The sequence below is a fragment of the Shewanella sp. BC20 genome (genome assembly GCF_003129585.1).
Taxonomy (GTDB): domain Bacteria; phylum Pseudomonadota; class Gammaproteobacteria; order Enterobacterales; family Shewanellaceae; genus Shewanella; species Shewanella seohaensis.
The window spans coordinates 536112-552511 of the sequence record NZ_NHRI01000001.1 but is presented as its reverse complement, the minus strand read 5'-3'; the positions used below and the strand labels follow the sequence as shown (position 1 = coordinate 552511).

Annotated in this window: 14 protein-coding genes; 12 read left to right on the top strand and 2 right to left on the bottom strand. The window is 44.6% G+C overall.

Translation table 11 applies throughout. The features are described 5' to 3' along the window. Window positions 1-9 precede the first annotated feature (9 nt). Complete coding sequence (yaaA, locus tag CBX96_RS02345) at window positions 10-783, top strand: peroxide stress protein YaaA (protein WP_109285557.1); 774 nt, start codon at window positions 10-12, stop codon at window positions 781-783. Window positions 784-854: 71 nt separating this feature from the next. On the opposite strand, the gene CBX96_RS02340 is transcribed toward yaaA, so the two are convergent. Then, window positions 855-2261, bottom strand: coding sequence for a M28 family metallopeptidase (locus CBX96_RS02340; RefSeq protein ID WP_109285556.1), 1407 nt, complete (start codon window positions 2259-2261; stop codon window positions 855-857). Between the two features lie 135 nt (window positions 2262-2396). On the opposite strand from CBX96_RS02340, the gene CBX96_RS02335 reads away from it, so the two are divergent. Beyond that, window positions 2397-2693, top strand: coding sequence for a metalloregulator ArsR/SmtB family transcription factor (locus CBX96_RS02335; protein WP_006084975.1), 297 nt, complete (start codon window positions 2397-2399; stop codon window positions 2691-2693). 60 nt (window positions 2694-2753) lie between these two features. Here the strand turns inward: CBX96_RS02335 and rpsT are convergent, their stop codons facing one another. Continuing rightward, window positions 2754-3020: a 30S ribosomal protein S20 gene (gene rpsT / locus CBX96_RS02330; RefSeq protein WP_011623708.1), complete on the bottom strand. Its 267-nt coding sequence runs from the start codon at window positions 3018-3020 to the stop codon at window positions 2754-2756. Window positions 3021-3272: 252 nt separating this feature from the next. Between rpsT and murJ the strand changes: the two genes are divergently transcribed. From murJ to CBX96_RS02280, 10 genes are all read left to right on the top strand, one after another. Then, the gene (gene murJ, locus CBX96_RS02325; RefSeq protein ID WP_109285555.1) at window positions 3273-4832 is read left to right on the top strand and encodes a murein biosynthesis integral membrane protein MurJ; all 1560 of its coding nucleotides are present in this window, start codon (window positions 3273-3275) and stop codon (window positions 4830-4832) included. A 65-nt stretch (window positions 4833-4897) separates the two neighbouring features. After that, on the top strand, window positions 4898-5833 hold the full coding sequence (gene ribF, locus CBX96_RS02320; protein ID WP_109285554.1) for a bifunctional riboflavin kinase/FAD synthetase: 936 nt from the start codon (window positions 4898-4900) through the stop codon (window positions 5831-5833). 32 nt (window positions 5834-5865) lie between these two features. Beyond that, window positions 5866-8688 (top strand): isoleucine--tRNA ligase, encoded by a 2823-nt coding sequence (ileS, locus tag CBX96_RS02315; RefSeq protein WP_109285553.1) that lies wholly within the window; start codon window positions 5866-5868, stop codon window positions 8686-8688. A gap of 9 nt (window positions 8689-8697) precedes the next feature. Continuing rightward, window positions 8698-9210 carry a signal peptidase II gene (lspA, locus tag CBX96_RS02310; protein WP_011623704.1) on the top strand — a complete coding sequence of 171 codons (513 nt, stop codon included), beginning with the start codon at window positions 8698-8700 and terminating at the stop codon, window positions 9208-9210. After that, entirely contained in the window at window positions 9210-9632 is a 423-nt protein-coding gene (gene fkpB, locus CBX96_RS02305; RefSeq protein WP_011626961.1) for an FKBP-type peptidyl-prolyl cis-trans isomerase, read from the top strand. Before lspA ends, fkpB begins: the two co-directional genes overlap by 1 nt. 1 nt (window position 9633) lies before the next feature. Continuing rightward, window positions 9634-10590, top strand: a complete 957-nt coding sequence (gene ispH / locus CBX96_RS02300; RefSeq protein WP_011623702.1) for a 4-hydroxy-3-methylbut-2-enyl diphosphate reductase — start codon at window positions 9634-9636, stop codon at window positions 10588-10590. A gap of 191 nt (window positions 10591-10781) precedes the next feature. Further along, entirely contained in the window at window positions 10782-11366 is a 585-nt protein-coding gene (pilV, locus tag CBX96_RS02295) for a type IV pilus modification protein PilV (protein WP_167373569.1), read from the top strand. Window positions 11367-11384: 18 nt separating this feature from the next. Further along, window positions 11385-12362 (top strand): PilW family protein, encoded by a 978-nt coding sequence (locus CBX96_RS02290; RefSeq protein WP_181382128.1) that lies wholly within the window; start codon window positions 11385-11387, stop codon window positions 12360-12362. A 15-nt stretch (window positions 12363-12377) separates the two neighbouring features. Continuing rightward, window positions 12378-12812: a PilX N-terminal domain-containing pilus assembly protein gene (locus CBX96_RS02285; protein WP_089067208.1), complete on the top strand. Its 435-nt coding sequence runs from the start codon at window positions 12378-12380 to the stop codon at window positions 12810-12812. A gap of 4 nt (window positions 12813-12816) precedes the next feature. Then, window positions 12817-16392 (top strand): pilus assembly protein, encoded by a 3576-nt coding sequence (locus CBX96_RS02280; RefSeq protein WP_109285551.1) that lies wholly within the window; start codon window positions 12817-12819, stop codon window positions 16390-16392. The last annotated feature ends 8 nt before the right edge of the window (window positions 16393-16400 follow it).

Here is a 16400-nt window from a genome sequence, read left to right as displayed (position 1 = left end):
AGCGTGTTAATGTTGATTTTGGTTTCACCGGCGAAAACCCTAGATTTTGAGCAACCTCCTTTGACTCAAACCCATACTCGGCCCGATTTTTTAGCTTATAGCCAAGAACTCATTCAGGTCTGCCAACGGTTAACCCCGAGTGACATAGCAACATTAATGAAGGTGAGCGATAATATCGCGGGCTTAAATGCCGCGCGTTTTGGTGAGTGGACGCCCGACTACAATATTGCCAACGCCAAACAGGCGATTTTTGCTTTTCGGGGTGATGTGTATACGGGGTTTGATGCCGATACGTTGACGCCTGAACAGCTCGAACGTACCCAGTCACAATTGCGTATTTTATCTGGGCTCTATGGTTTACTGCGACCCTTGGATTTGATTTTACCTTACCGTTTAGAAATGGGGACTACGCTTGCCAATCCTAAAGGTAAGAATCTCTACGATTTCTGGGGTAATACTCTCACCGAAGCGGTCAATCGTGCCGTTGCAGAGCAGGGGGATGAACTGATAATTAACCTTGCATCGAATGAATATTTTAAAGCGGTTAAACCAAAGCAATTAACTGGGCAATTAATCACTCCAGTATTTAAAGACTTTAAAAATGGCCAATATAAAATCATCAGTTTCTTTGCGAAAAAAGCGCGGGGAATGATGGCAAGATATATCATTGATCAGCAAGTCAGTTCGATTGATGAATTAAAAGCGTTTGATGTGGCAGGTTATTACTACAGTGAAGAATTGAGTAAACCGAATGAGCCAACATTCTTGCGTGAAGCGCAGTAACCTATTACGGTTTAAATAAAAAGAGCAGCTTAGGCTGCTCTTTTTATGAGTGAATGATTTACTTATGAGGCTTATTTCGATTCAGTGCTAATGGGGGTTAACACTAAATTCGAGTTTGCCATGATATAAGCAAATTGAGCGTACGCAGCCACATTTTGTGCCAGCGCCTTAGGGTCTATTTTATCTAAGGTATCGTTAGGGGTGTGATGATAATCGAAGTAATCGTGGCCATCCTGTCTTAATGAAGCAACTGGTACGCCTAATGCGGGCAGCATAGAGACATCAGGCCCACCAGAGGCTTGGTTATTGCCGAGGGCAACACCGTTGTATGTCATTGGTTTTATGCTCTCTTGAACTTGGGCTAAAACACTGTCACTTACCTTAGTGTCGATTTGATAAATCGGGCCAGCGCCAAAGTCCGATTCGGCAGCGATATAATGCAGAGGTAGCTCGGCTTTGTGCGCTTCAGCATAAGCCTTGCCTCCCACTAAACCAATTTCTTCGGCAGCATATAGAACCACTCGTACCGTACGAGCGGGCTTTTGCGGAAGATCTTGAATATGTTTCGCTGCTGCCGTCACAATGGCAACTCCAGCGCCATCATCAATCGCGCCTGTACCTTCGTCCCAAGAATCTAAATGGGCGCCAATCAGTACGATTTCGTCAGGTTTACTACTGCCAGTGACTTCTGCAATCACATTGTAGGATGTGTTGGAGCCTAAATCCTTTGGTGACATATGTAGTTCGAGCACCGCGTTTGGATTGCGTTTTAACATCGCATCTACTAAGTCGGCATCGGGATTAGACATCGCTGCGGCTGGGATTTTAGGCACGCCATCTTGATAGCGCATCACACCAGTGTGCGCCATGCGGTCATGGTCGGTGCCAATTGAGCGAATGACGATTGCTACGGCTCCCTTTTGTGCTGCTGCGACAGCGCCTTTTGAGCGGCCGCCGACACTTTTGCCATAACCTTCACCTGTGATGTGACGTTCGGTCTTTTGGTCGATAAAGGCAATCTTGCCTTTTACATCTTCTGGATTTGCCGTTTCTAGTGCCGCAAGGCTATCAAAACGAGCAATTTTGGCCTTAATCCCTTCAATTGGCGTTGCAACACTGCCCCCTAAGGCAGTTATCACTAAAGGTTGTTCTACCGGCGAGATCATCTTGGCTTTGGCTTCTCCGCGTTCCCAAATTGGAACTTGTACTGGCTCTTTATAAACCTTATCAAACCCAAGACTTGTTAACTTATTCATTGCCCAGTTTACGGCAATAATGTCTTTTGGGCTGCCAGCTAAGCGTGGACCGACTTCTACAGTGAGGGATTCGACTATGTCATATCCCAAGGATGACGCTAATGCGGTTTGCTGCAATTGAGCTGGAATATCATTTTTTACGGGTGTTTCTACGTGAGTTTGGCAGGCGCTCAAACCGCCAATAAATAGCCCAGTTATTAGTGTTGTTTGGTAGGATTTCATAGGTTTCCTTTATTTTTATTAAGCATGTCCCATTTTTGAAAACAATCTAGCAAAAAGTGTGCTTTATGTCCCGACTATATCTGTAAGGCAACGCTATATTAGCGCAGGGGTTAGTTTTAGGAGAAAAAGTGCGTAATGAATATTGAATTGATGCAGGAGCGAGCCGATCATGCCGTAGTGCTATTAAAAGCACTCGCAAACGAACGCCGTTTATTTATCCTTTGTTATTTATTGAACGAAGGTGAAATGTGCGTTGGCGAAATGAATAAAAAATTAGGCTTAAGTCAATCGGCACTATCACAACACCTTGCTTGGTTGCGCAAAGATAATTTAGTAACCACACGCAAAGAAGCGCAAACCGTATTTTATTCGCTTAAGAGTGATGAAGTGCGTGAGATGATCCATTTACTGAACAATATTTATTGTCATTAATGGTAATCATCAGATATAAAAAAACCGGCAATTGCCGGTTTTTTTTATTTACTAAGAAAATTAAGCAGCTAGTGCTTTGATCTTAGCGTTCAAACGAGCCTTATGACGGGCAGCTTTATTCTTGTGAATAAGGCCTTTAGTCGCCATACGGTCAACGATTGGTTGTGCAGCAGCGAAAGCTTCAGTTGCTGTTTTGTGATCGCCAGCTTTGATAGCAGCGATTACTTTTTTAACGTATGTACGTAACATTGAGCGACGGCTGGCGTTATGCTGACGACGCTTTTCAGATTGAAGCGCGCGCTTCTTTGCAGACTTGCTATTAGCCAAGGTGCAACTCCTAAAAACTGGATTTGATACTTTTAAAGGCCGAGGAATATGCCTGCATTTAGTCACTTTGTCAATGACTATGATTGAATAATCATCATAAAGATAAATTAATTCAACCCGCCTTGGCTATCTTCAACCCAACTCGTGTAATATGTGGCGCAATTCTAACAGCTATTGCCGCAGTGTGACAGAGCCTGAGTCGATTTTTTGAGATGAATCACCTAATCCATTCGATGTAGGTCTGGGGGACGTTTGAGTAAAAAATTATTGAAATCTGGCATGATTGTTAGTGCTATGACGTTGATTTCTCGTGTTTTAGGTTTGGTTCGAGATGTAGTTGTTGCCAATTTAATGGGGGCAGGGACAAGCGCCGACGTTTTTTTCTTCGCCAATAAAATTCCTAACTTTTTACGTCGATTATTTGCAGAGGGCGCTTTTGCTCAGGCATTTGTTCCCGTATTGACCGAATATCAGGAAAAACACACTTCGGACGAGACTCGAGAGTTACTCAGTAAAGTGGCGGGGACCTTAGGGCTCTTGGTGACCATAGTGACTCTTATCGGTGTTATCGCATCCCCCGTATTGTCGGCCTTATTTGGTGGCGGCTGGTTTGTGGCCTGGCTTAACAATGAGCCCGATGGTGCCAAGTTTGAGCTGGCAACCGTTGTGCTTAAAATCACCTTCCCGTATTTATGGTTTATCACCTTTACCGCGTTAGCTGGGTCTATTCTAAATACCCGCGGGCGTTTTGCGGTATCAGCCTTTACCCCAGTATTCTTAAATGTGGCCATTATTGCGGCGGCGATGTTTTTTGCGCCGACGTATTCCCAGCCTGAAATTACCTTGGCGTGGGGGGTGTTCTGTGGCGGTTTAATTCAGTTTTTATTCCAGATCCCCTTTCTACTTAGAGAAAAGGCTCTCGTTAAACCGTCATGGGGCTGGAAACACCCTGGGGTCGTGAAGATTAGAACCCTGATGATCCCTGCGCTTTTTGGTGTGTCAGTCTCACAAATTAATCTGTTATTCGATACTTTTATCGCCAGCTTCCTGATGACGGGCTCTATTAGCTGGTTGTACTATTCGGACCGTTTATTGGAATTTCCACTCGGTTTGTTTGGTATTGCCATTGGCACTGTGATTCTACCTGCTCTATCTCGAAATCATGTAAATGCAGAAGGTGATGGCTTTGGTAAAACCATGGATTGGGGCATCAAGGCGATTCTTTTATTAGGATTACCCGCCATGATGGGGCTGATTGTGCTCGCCCAACCTATGTTGATGGTGCTGTTTATGCGCGGCGCCTTCTCTATCCAAGACGTTGAGATGGCATCCTACAGCTTGATGGCTTATGGCAGTGGTTTACTCAGCTTTATGCTTATTAAAGTGTTAGCGCCTGGATATTACTCGCGCCAAGACACTAAGACCCCTGTGCGTTATGGCATTATCGCCATGATCACTAACATGGGCTTTAACTTGATCTTTGCGATTCCCTTTGGTTATGTCGGCTTAGCGATTGCGACATCGATGTCGGCTTTATTGAATGCCACTCTGTTATATCGCGGCCTACATAAGGCGGGTGTTTACCGAATTTCTAAGCCAACAATGGTGTTTTTCCTTAAAGCCGTGGTTTCAACGGCCTTGATGGTGGTAGTCTTGTACTACTTCTTACCTTCACAATCCCAATGGTTGGAATGGCAGCTGGCTGGGCGTGCTAAGGCTTTGATTGGTTTGATTGCTGTTGGCGCTATGACGTATTTACTTGGCTTATTGGCGTTAGGAATTCGTCCTTGGTCAATGAAACGGGGAGTTTGATTGCTGATTCTTATCGTTAGCTGTTATATAATCAGCCGATTTGCGCTTGGCAGTTGTCTAAAGTTATGGAATTAATCCGCGGTATACATAACATTTTGTCATCTCACCATGGCTGTGTGCTGACGATAGGTAATTTTGATGGCGTGCATCGCGGCCATGCACAGGTGATTGCCAATCTGGTGCAAAAGGCCAAGCAGCTTTCATTACCTCCGACAGTGATGACGTTTGAGCCTCAACCACAGGAGTTGTTCCGTGGTGAGAATGCGCCCGCACGTTTGAGTTTATTGCGGGACAAAATCATCCTGTTAGATGAGTTAGGCGTTGAACGATTAGTGTGTGTTAACTTCAATCGTGCCTTTGCAGACCAACCAGCAGAGCATTTCATCGAAGAACTGCTGGTGCGCAAGCTCGGGGTGAAATACCTCGTCGTTGGCGATGACTTTTGCTTCGGTCAAGGCCGAAAAGGCAATTTTGAAATGCTGATGCAGGCGGGAGTCCGTTATGGCTTTACCGTGGTCAGCACCCAGAGTTTTATGGTGGGCTCGCAACGCGTGAGTTCGACCGCGGTAAGAGAACAATTGGCTAAAGGAAACCTGGAGCAGGCGAGACGCCTACTTGGTCATCCTTTTATCTTAAGCGGCCGCGTGGCCCATGGCCAAAAAATTGGCCGAACCATAGGTTTTCCCACCGCCAATATTGCCCTCAAACGCAATGTGGTGCCCGTGCGCGGGGTGTTTGCGGTGAAACTCTATTGGGATGAGAGCGATATTTATGAAGGGGTTGCCAACATTGGTTTCCGCCCGACCGTAAATGGTCAAGTTTGTCAGCTTGAGGTGCATCTTTTTGATTTTGAAGGTGACATTTATGGCAAGCATGTTGAGGTTGAGTTAGTGGCAAAACTTCGCGATGAACAACCCTTTGATTCATTGGATGCGCTAAAACAACAGATTTTGAATGATGCAAATGAGGCCAGAGCTTTATTTGGTAACGATGCAGGCTGATATTTATCAGTTAAATTAACGGTATAGGATCAATGAGCGACTATAAATTTACTTTGAATTTGCCGGAAACTGAGTTTCCGATGCGTGGTAATTTGGCAAATCGCGAGCCAGAGATGTTAGAGCGCTGGACGAAAGACGGTCTGTATCAGCAGATCCGTGATAGCCGAATTGGCCGCACACCTTTTATTTTGCATGACGGCCCACCGTATGCGAACGGCAGTATTCATATTGGTCACTCAGTCAACAAAATTCTTAAGGACATTATTGTTAAGTCAAAAACCATGTCAGGTTTTGACGCGCCTTATGTGCCTGGTTGGGATTGCCACGGTCTGCCAATTGAACTGAAAGTTGAGCAAAAAGTCGGTAAGCCTGGTCAAAAAATTTCTGCGGCCGAATTCCGTGAGGAATGCCGTAAATATGCTGCCGAGCAAGTCGATGGCCAACGTGCTGACTTTATTCGTTTAGGCGTGCTGGGTGATTGGCAAAAGCCTTATTTAACGATGGACTTTGCTACCGAAGCCAATATCGTACGCTCTTTATCTAAAGTGATTGAAAACGGTCACTTACATAAAGGTGTTAAACCTGTTCATTGGTGTACAGACTGTGGTTCTGCATTGGCAGAAGCCGAAGTGGAATACGAGGATAAAACCTCTCCCGCTATCGATGTGGCCTTTACTGCGACTGATAGCAAAGCTTTAGCCGCTCAGTTTGGTGTAAGCGATTACTCACATCCTGTCGCTATGGTGATTTGGACTACCACACCTTGGACGCTGCCTGCTAACCGCGCGTTATCTATCAGCCCAGAGCTGGATTACAGCTTGGTTGAATTTACGAAAGAGGGTGCGACTCACGCAGTTATTCTGGCCGATGTGTTAGTTGAAGCTTGTATGACGCGTTACGGCGCCGAGAGTCACAAGGTGTTAGGTAAAGTTAAAGGCGCAGCACTTGAACTGGTTCGCTTTAAGCATCCATTCTTAGCCTTTGACGTACCTGCGATTTTAGGCGACCACGTGACGACTGACGCGGGTACGGGTGTGGTTCACACGGCACCTGGCCATGGTCAAGACGACTTCGTGGTAGGTCAAAAATACGGTTTAGAAGTGGCCAACCCAGTTGGCGATAACGGCGTTTACAAACCAGACACTGAGTTTTTTGCTGGTCAACACGTATTTAAAGCAAACGACAATGTGGTTGCACTCCTGAAAGAAAAAGGCGCGCTATTACACCATGTTGCGTACCGTCACAGCTATCCACACTGCTGGCGCCATAAAACGCCCATTATCTTCCGTGCTACGCCGCAATGGTTTATCTCAATGGATAACCAAAATCTGCGCAAGCAAGCATTAAGCGAAATTGAGCAGACTCAGTGGATCCCTGACTGGGGCCAAAGCCGTATCGAGAAGATGGTTGAGAATCGCCCTGATTGGTGTATCTCCCGTCAACGTACTTGGGGCGTGCCAATTACATTATTCGTTCACCGCGAAACTGAAGAGCTGCACCCTGACAGCGTGTCGTTAATGGCACGTGTGGCCAACCGCATTGAGCAAGAAGGCATTCAAGCTTGGTGGGATCTCGATGCCGCCGAATTACTGGGCGAAGAAGCCGAACAATACCGTAAAGTGACCGATACCCTAGACGTATGGTACGACTCAGGCTCAACCTTTGCTTCTGTGGTAGGTGCGCGCCCAGAGTTTCATGGTCATGGTGTCGATTTATACCTTGAAGGTAGCGACCAACACCGTGGTTGGTTTATGTCGTCACTGATGATTTCTACCGCTATGACTGGCAAAGCACCTTACAAGCAAGTGCTGACCCACGGCTTTACCGTTGATGGTAAAGGTCGCAAGATGTCGAAATCTATCGGTAACGTTATTGCGCCGCAGCAAGTCACCAACAAGCTAGGTGCGGATATTCTGCGTCTTTGGGTTGCTGCAACCGACTACAGCGGTGAAATGACAGTATCGGATGAAATCTTAAACCGTAGCGCCGATGCTTATCGCCGTATTCGTAACACCGCTCGTTTCTTACTGGCGAACCTTAATGGCTTCGACCCTGCTAAGGACTTAGTGGCTGTAGAAGATATGGTGGCGTTAGATCGCTGGGCGGTGCGACGCGCGGCAGCACTGCAGCAAGAAATCATTGAAGCTTACGAGCAATATAACTTCCATATTGTGACGCAAAAGCTGATGCAGTTCTGCTCGGTTGAGCTAGGTAGCTTCTACTTAGACATCATCAAAGACCGTCAATATACAGCTAAGCAAGAGGGCCATGCCCGCCGTAGCTGCCAATCTGCACTGTTCCACATTGCTGAGGCTATGGTGCGTTGGATTGCGCCAATCCTGAGCTTTACTGCCGATGAAGTGTGGCAATTACTGCCTGGTCAACGTGATGCTTATGTGTTTACCCAAGAATGGTACCAAGATCTGCAATCTATCACTTTAGATACTGATTTAAGTGATGCGTACTGGGAAAATCTGCTGACTGTGCGTAACGAAGTCAACAAGGTCATCGAGCAAGCGCGCCGCGATAAACGCATTGGTGGCTCCTTAGAAGCCGAAGTCACGCTGTTTGCCGATGCTGCTTTAACTGAGCAGTTAACGCACATTGGTGATGAGCTGCGTTTCGTCCTGTTAACTTCAGAAGCCAAAGTATTGCCATTGGCAGATGCGACAGGCGATGCCGTTGAAACTGAGCTGGCGTCATTGAAGTTAATGGTAAATGCAACAACAGCTGAGAAATGCGAACGTTGTTGGCACCATAGAGAAGAAGTGGGCACGATTGAGGCTCACCCAACGCTGTGCCATCGCTGCGTAACCAATATTGAAGGTGACGGCGAAGTTCGTCTGTTTGCGTAAAGGATCTGTATGCCATTAACTTGGAAAGACAGTGGCTTACGTTGGTATTGGGTAGTTGTGTTGGTGTTTTTAGCCGATCAACTATCCAAACAATGGGTCTTAGCCAATTTTGATTTGTTCGAATCGGTGAAGTTATTACCTTTTTTTAATTTCACCTATGTACGTAACTATGGCGCCGCATTTAGCTTTTTAAGTGAAGCGGGCGGTTGGCAACGTTGGTTATTTACCTTAGTGGCTGTTGGTTTCAGTACCTTGTTGACTGTGTGGCTGCGCAAGCAATCGGCATCCCTCTGGAAGTTAAACTTGGCTTACACCTTAGTGATCGGTGGCGCCCTAGGTAACTTAATCGATCGATTGATGCACGGTTTTGTGGTGGATTTTATCGATTTTTATTGGGGTAAGAGCCATTATCCCGCCTTTAATATCGCCGATTCCGCGATTTTTATCGGCGCAGTGCTGATCATTTGGGATTCGTTTTTTAACAGCAAATCCGAACAAGATAAAACCGAAGAGGTGAAGTAGTGACTGTGACACGTTCGTTATTGTGCCATATGAATATTGTGCTTGAAGATGGTTCGACCGCCGATAGCACTAAAGCCTCGGGTAAGCCAGCACGCCTTAACATCGGTGATGGTACTTTAAGCCCTGCATTTGAAGCGCAACTTGTTTCCTTGAATGAAGGCGATAAACACAGCTTTACGCTTGAAGCGGTCGATGCCTTTGGTGAGTCAAATCCCGATGCGATTCATTATATGGATAGAACCCGCTTCCCAGCCGATATGGAGCTTGAAGTTGGCGTTATCGTCAGTTTTGCAGGCCCTGGTGGCAGTGAGATCCCCGGAATTGTGCGTGAGGTTGCGGGCGATTCGATTACGGTCGATCTCAATCACCCTCTGGCGGGACGCAAAGTGACATTTGAACTCGACGTGGTGAAGGTACTGTAAGATGAAATTAGATCCTACCAGCCCAAGTTTAAATATTATGCTGGCCAATCCTCGCGGCTTTTGTGCTGGTGTGGATCGCGCCATTAGTATTGTCGAGCGCGCACTCGAGTTATTTTCGCCGCCGATTTATGTTCGCCATGAAGTGGTGCATAACCGCTATGTAGTGCAAAATCTGAAGGACCGCGGTGCCGTTTTTGTTGAAGAGTTAGACCAAGTACCGGATAACAATATTGTTATCTTCAGTGCTCATGGAGTTTCTCAGGCGGTTCGTGCCGAAGCTAAGGCGCGTGGATTGAGAGTTTTCGATGCGACTTGTCCGTTAGTTACCAAAGTGCATTTACAGGTCACCCGTGCGAGCCGCAAGGGAATTGAATGTATTTTGATTGGTCATGAGGGACATCCAGAGGTGGAAGGTACCATGGGACAATACGATAACCCTAATGGTGGTGTTTATCTGATTGAATCTCCTGCGGATGTCGAAACTTTAGAAGTTCGCGATCCAAATAACCTCTGCTTCGTGACTCAAACGACCCTCTCGGTAGACGATACCCTCGATATTATCACGGCATTGCAAAAGCGTTTTCCTTCGATTGAAGGTCCGCGTAAGGATGATATTTGTTACGCGACGCAAAACCGTCAGGATGCAGTGCGTAACTTATCGGCCGATGTGGATCTGTTAATTGTGGTTGGTTCGAAAAACAGCTCTAACTCTAACCGCTTGCGTGAATTGGCATTAAAGACGGGGACTCAATCTTATCTGGTTGATACCGCGGATGATATCGATTCATCTTGGTTTGAAAATGTGACTAAAGTTGCGGTGACCGCTGGCGCATCTGCACCAGAAGTACTGGTTCAGCAAGTGGTTCAAGCGATTGCGAAATTAGCACCGAGTGTCGTCACCGAAGTTGAAGGGCGTAAAGAAGATACCGTCTTTGCCGTACCCGCTGAACTACGTTAATTGATGTAGAAAATTGTAGTAAATTGAAAGAGGCCAATGGCCTCTTTTTTATTATCAAAATTCACCAAATACAAACAAGGCATAATGGAATTAACGCTTATATGCTATTGTTACTGGCTACTTACATTTTACTCATCTATTATTAACTGCTAGTAATGTTTTTATCGTAAGATTAAGATTTAAAAGGGTAAATGGCTGAAAAGCTTGTCAAAAATATGACTAAATTCGAACGATTGACGCATAACAGAATTCAACGGGGCTTCTCTTTAATTGAAGTACTTGTCGCATTGGTGATTCTAGTGATTGGCTTGATCGGTATTTTTAATTTACACATTGTGGCTAAGCGCGGCAGCTTTGAATCCTTTCAGCAAACACAAGCCTCCTATTACGCCAATGATATTATCAACCGCATGAAGCTAAATCGAACGCAGCTTGCTAGCTATGCCGGAGAATACACTGGCGCCCCAAGTTCTGTCGCAAAGGTGTGTGAAAACACAACACTTTGCAATCCAACAGAATTGAAGTTGTGGGATATTTTTGAATGGCAATCTTCGTTAACCGGAGAGTCTGAGACTGTTGGCACTCAAAACGTTGGGGGATTGGATTCTCCTACGGCTTGTATTGAAGTGAATAATCGTGATGTGCTCGTTGTGATTACTTGGCGAGGCATACGTGAGACCAATATTGATACTTCAGCCGTTGCGGATGCAGCAGACACTTGTGGTGCTGACACTGAAAATAGGCGCATTTTTTCACTTAAGACAGTGATTATTTAGATGAAAAAATCATTTCGTATGAAGTTAAGTAAATCCGCGGAACTGGGAATGTCACTCGTTGAGTTGATGGTCGCTATGGTCATAGGGCTTTTTTTGACTGCCGGTGTATTTACCATGTTTAGTATGTCGTCATCAAACGTGACGACGACAAGTCAGTTTAATCAGTTACAAGAGAATGGTCGTATAGCCTTGGCCATTATGGAAAGAGATATTAGCCAGTTAGGTTTTATGGGGGATTTAACGGGGACTGATTTTATCGTCGGGACAAATACCAATATCGAGGTCACGACCATAACCGCTGATTGTGTCGGCGATGGGCTGAATAACGCGACGCTGCCTAATAATCAGCCGGCTCATTTTAGGCGATTGTGGGGGTATGAGAATACTGCAACAAGTACACATCTTAGTTGTTTGGGGAACAGTGACGTTAATGCGGATACAGATGTTTTACAGCTAAAACGCTTTATTGGGCCTAATGTCGCAACTGGGAACTCAAGCTCTGTGTATGTGGCTGCGAACTCCTCTCAGGCGGTATTTTTTGTTGGTGCAACTCCTACCACTGCACTTGAAAATCCGAGAATATGGGAATATCAACACCATGTCTATTTTATTGCAAACGACGCTAATCAAATACCTATCCTAAGGCGTAAAACCTTAACCAGTACAGGCATGAGTAACGATGAGCAGTTAGTTGAAGGCATTGAGAATATTCGATTCTTATATGGTTTTGATAATGATGGGGATAGCACTCCTGATAGCTTTATGCCTGCTGAAGATGTCACATCATTGATGTGGGATAACGAAGGCTTTCAGCGATTGGTCGCGATAAAAGCGTTTGTACTGGTGAGATCGATTAACGAAGACAAGAGCTATACCAACGAGACGGAGTACCTTTTGGGAGACAAAACCATCACTATTCCTGCTAACGACCATTATCGTCGTAAGGTATTGTCGACAACCATAGTATTGGAAAATCCAGTGCTTATACGCAGTTAATTGAGGCCATGAGTGATGAGAAAGCAGAAAGGGATAGTGTTGTTTTTTGCATTAATTGTCTTGGTCCTCATGACAGTTATCGGTGTTGCGTTGGCGGTTAACTCCACACAATCGCTACGAATGTCTGGGGCTGGTGCAGAAAGAATAGAAGCTAAAGCGATTGCTGATGGTGGTTTAGAGCAGGTAATTTCAGATTATTCGGGCGAACAATTGGCAAACCTTAACGCAGAGGCGGATACAACAGTATTTAATAGCAGCCAGACATTGAAGCCCTTGCCTGAAACGGGCGTGCGTGATGTGGGATGCCAAAGAACCACAAATGCGACAGGGGCAAATTTGGTTAGCTGTAGAAGGGTTGAGATTAGCAGTTCAGTGACCTTTGGTCGGGACAATCTTGGCTCATTAACCGTTGTTTCAGGTGTAGAGCAACAAGTGCTAACAGGAAACTAAAGTTATGTTGAAAAAACTCTTTTGTGCTCTTATGGCTGCAACAGTCATTATTGCAGGGCAAATACATGCAGATGATACAGAGCTTTATCTTGTTGACTCAACGGTAAGGACTGGCAAGCGCCCACAGGTGTTATTTATCTTTGATAACTCAGGGAGTATGTCAACGGAAGATCAGAATGCTGTCAGCTCATATTGTTCCCAAGCTGGTCATGCAGCAGGTACTTGTACCTATCCTGCAGGATTTGAGACATACATGAACAGTTATTCTGGATATATCAATCAGAAAGGTACCTATTGGAATGCTGGCGGTATCGATAATACCAGCAATATGCCGACACCAGATGATCCAAATGACGGTCGTCGTTTTTATTTGGGAAATAATAACTGTAATACTGCTGCCAAAGCGTTAGTGGATAAGGGACGTTACACTGGATACTTGCGAGAGTTTAACAAAAATAAGTGGGAGTCTTTAGCAAATAATAACGGGTTCAATCAAAATGATATTGTTGACTGCTACGAAGATATTCTCAATAAAGACCCTAAAAATCCAGGTTCAACTAATAAAAACCCAACGTTTGCAAATGGTTATCCTGTTGATACTAATAAAATGTATACATCGGGAAGCTCTGAGACAGATCGTTTATATAGCTTAAATAATACAAAGTTTGGAACCGAAACGCCGGTGACACTTTACTCTGCACATTACCTTGTATGGTACAAGTGGGCTACAACGACAACAGAAGGGCAGAATAGTGGTGGTACTGGTACTCGTTTAGATGTCGCGAAAAATGCACTTAAGTCAGCATTAGAGTCATTGGCTATTCCTATTGATGCAGCTCTTGCCGTTTATAACTTGAACTATCCAACTGAAAATTATGCTGACGGCGGACGTATTATTTATGATATGGCCGAAATGACGGAAGCAAATAAGTCGTCTTTAATATCTTTAATCAGAGATATGCCTGCTCAAACCAATACACCTCTGTGTGAAACATTATATGAGGCTTATCAGTTTTTTAGTGGCGGCCCAGTCACCTTTGGTAATGATGATAAAAATGCCACAGGATATTATAAAATTGATGATTATGTTCCAGATGATCCACCAAGTATTTTAAAGACAGGGAATTATGCAACGAAGTTTAAAGCATGCCCAGACACCGCATATGTGATTTATATTACCGATGGAGCGCCCACACTCGACCATGCCGCGGATGATTCGATTAAGCAATTAACTTCAACCGCTAAAGTCGCTGGTGACTACAGCGCGATGAGTTTCAAAGATGATCGTAATCAAGATGAGTTTAGCTATTTGCCAGCTTTAGCGGCTTATATGTACAACAATGATATTGTTGTTGGGCCGAAAGATTCGAATGGTGTTGATAACAAACAAAACGTGAGATTGTTTACCATTGGCTTTTCTGACGGTGCGGACAAAGCAGCAGCGCTCTTGGAAGAAGCGGCTTTTAGGGGCGGAAGTCCTAGAGTGAATGGTGTATCTAAAGGTTATTACGTTGCTAAAACGGGCCTTGATTTAGTCGAAGCGATGAACGACGCATTAAAGTCTATTCTGACCATTGATTCATCTTTCACCTCTCCGAGCATTGCCAGTAACAACTTTGATAAAACTCAGACCTACAACTCAGCTTACTTTGCTATGTTTTTGCCCGGTGGTGGACCTCGCTGGAGTGGCAATTTGAAAAAGCTGAAGGTCAATTCCTCTGGTGAGATTGTCGGTCCAGGTGGAACAACGGGAGCAATTGATACTAATGGTAATATTTCAAGTGATACTTGTACCTATTGGAATACCTGTCCAGCGGGTAACATAGATGGTAATAAGGTTAAATCGGGTGGGGTGTTACCGACCTTAAAGTCCCAATTGAAAAATAGAAAAATATACATAAATGATGGAAGTGGTTTGAGTTTGCTTACCACAATAAGCGACTCGAGTTTTTATTCTCTTCTAGGAAGTCCTGCAACTAGCTCCGTTTCTGATACTGTCTCCAAGAATAGAGATTGGATTTATGGTGTCGATGTTGATGACGAAGATAATGATGAAACCTATACCGACCCTCGAGATGATATTATGGGGGATCCTCTCCACTCGAAACCTCTCGCTATTAACTTCGGTAATAAACCTACAACAGATGCTGATGGTAATGTGACATCTGAAAATCTTGATGTTCGAATCTTAGTTGGTACCAATCAGGGATTGGTACATATGTTTAAAGATTCAGACACAGGTAGTGGTGACTATGCTGTTGGTTCTGTTACTGAGTCCTGGGCATTTATGCCATCTGAATTAGTACATAACATTCCAACACTAAGACAGGATGATTCGACAGGTACTCACAGTGTTTATGGGATGGACTTATCCCCCGTTGCTTATACTGAAACGGATTCGGTTGGTAAGGTCAATAAGGCTTGGGTTTTCCTTGGAATGAGGCGCGGCGGTACATCTTACTATGCGTTAGATATCACAAATCCAGATTCACCACAGTATAAGTGGATGATCAATTCTGGTACGGAAAAGTTTGAAGACTTAGGTCAAAGTTGGTCAGAACCTGTCGTGACTTTTATCCCATCCATCTCTGAACCTGTGTTGATTTTTGGTGGCGGGATGGAATCAGCAGAGGGTTCTGGGGCTGCTGTTTATATTGTCAAAGCATTTACGGGTGAATTTGTGACTAAGTTTACCGCTACGGGAATGAGCAGTATCCCAAATAAAGTGGCTGTGTTAGACAGTAATAATGACGGTATATCTGACCGGATATATGCAAGTGACATCGAGGGAAGTATTTGGCGAATGGATTTACCTTCGACGAATAAAACTAATTGGTCTGTATTCCAATTTGCTAAAATCTCTACAACGAGCTCTCCTAACAACCGCATGTTTTTTGCTGAACCTACAGTGGCCCAAACTCAGTTTAATAATATTCATTCTGAAAATGGGGTCTTATCCTATCAGAGTATCCCTTATGACGCTGTCACAGTGGGTACGGGTAATCGAACGCATCCATTGGACATCGCCACTAATGACATGTTTTATGTATTTCAGGATAGAAATGTTGTCACTAAACAATTCACTGGCACCGATATACCGGCCCCTCTAACAATTTCTAATCTATATGATGTGACCTCTGCAGCACCTAGTTCGCAGAGTGATAATATTGCTTTTGGGCAAAAGAGAGGTTGGTATTATGATTTCCCTGCCACGGGAGAGAAAAGCCTATCTTCTTCGCTAATTTTTGATGGTAAAGTTTATTTCACTTCATTTGTTCCGCCGACGAACCAAGCCGTTGATTTGGATGCGGGGGTATGTGGTTTTTCAGGACAGGGACGACTCTACGTATTTGACCTACATAAAGGTACTCGAACATCAAGTACACTTTACTATGAGGTTGGTGAACGTATTCCTGATACCCCCCAAATTGTTATCCCTGAGCCACAACCGGGTGAAGAGCCGAAAGCGTATGTTATCGGTGTTGGTAAAGGCGAGTGTGAGAACGGTGAATGCAAGGGAACGATCGAATTGGGTAGTGGCTTAAAGACTAACAAAATTTATTATCATATTGATGAGTAAGAACACTA

Bases quoted from the DNA above. Each gene is read 5' to 3' on its own strand.
- CBX96_RS02285 (WP_089067208.1), top strand. From the start codon at position 12,378: ATGAGAAAGCAGAAAGGGATAGTGTTGTTTTTTGCATTAATTGTCTTG.
- CBX96_RS02335 (WP_006084975.1), top strand. From the start codon at position 2,397: ATGAATATTGAATTGATGCAGGAGCGAGCCGATCATGCCGTAGTGCTA.
- CBX96_RS02280 (WP_109285551.1), top strand. From the start codon at position 12,817: ATGTTGAAAAAACTCTTTTGTGCTCTTATGGCTGCAACAGTCATTATT.
- ispH (WP_011623702.1), top strand. From the start codon at position 9,634: ATGAAATTAGATCCTACCAGCCCAAGTTTAAATATTATGCTGGCCAAT.
- CBX96_RS02290 (WP_181382128.1), top strand. From the start codon at position 11,385: ATGAAGTTAAGTAAATCCGCGGAACTGGGAATGTCACTCGTTGAGTTG.
- pilV (WP_167373569.1), top strand. From the start codon at position 10,782: ATGGCTGAAAAGCTTGTCAAAAATATGACTAAATTCGAACGATTGACG.
- CBX96_RS02340 (WP_109285556.1), bottom strand. From the start codon at position 2,261: ATGAAATCCTACCAAACAACACTAATAACTGGGCTATTTATTGGCGGT.
- ribF (WP_109285554.1), top strand. From the start codon at position 4,898: ATGGAATTAATCCGCGGTATACATAACATTTTGTCATCTCACCATGGC.
- yaaA (WP_109285557.1), top strand. From the start codon at position 10: ATGTTGATTTTGGTTTCACCGGCGAAAACCCTAGATTTTGAGCAACCT.
- lspA (WP_011623704.1), top strand. From the start codon at position 8,698: ATGCCATTAACTTGGAAAGACAGTGGCTTACGTTGGTATTGGGTAGTT.
- ileS (WP_109285553.1), top strand. From the start codon at position 5,866: ATGAGCGACTATAAATTTACTTTGAATTTGCCGGAAACTGAGTTTCCG.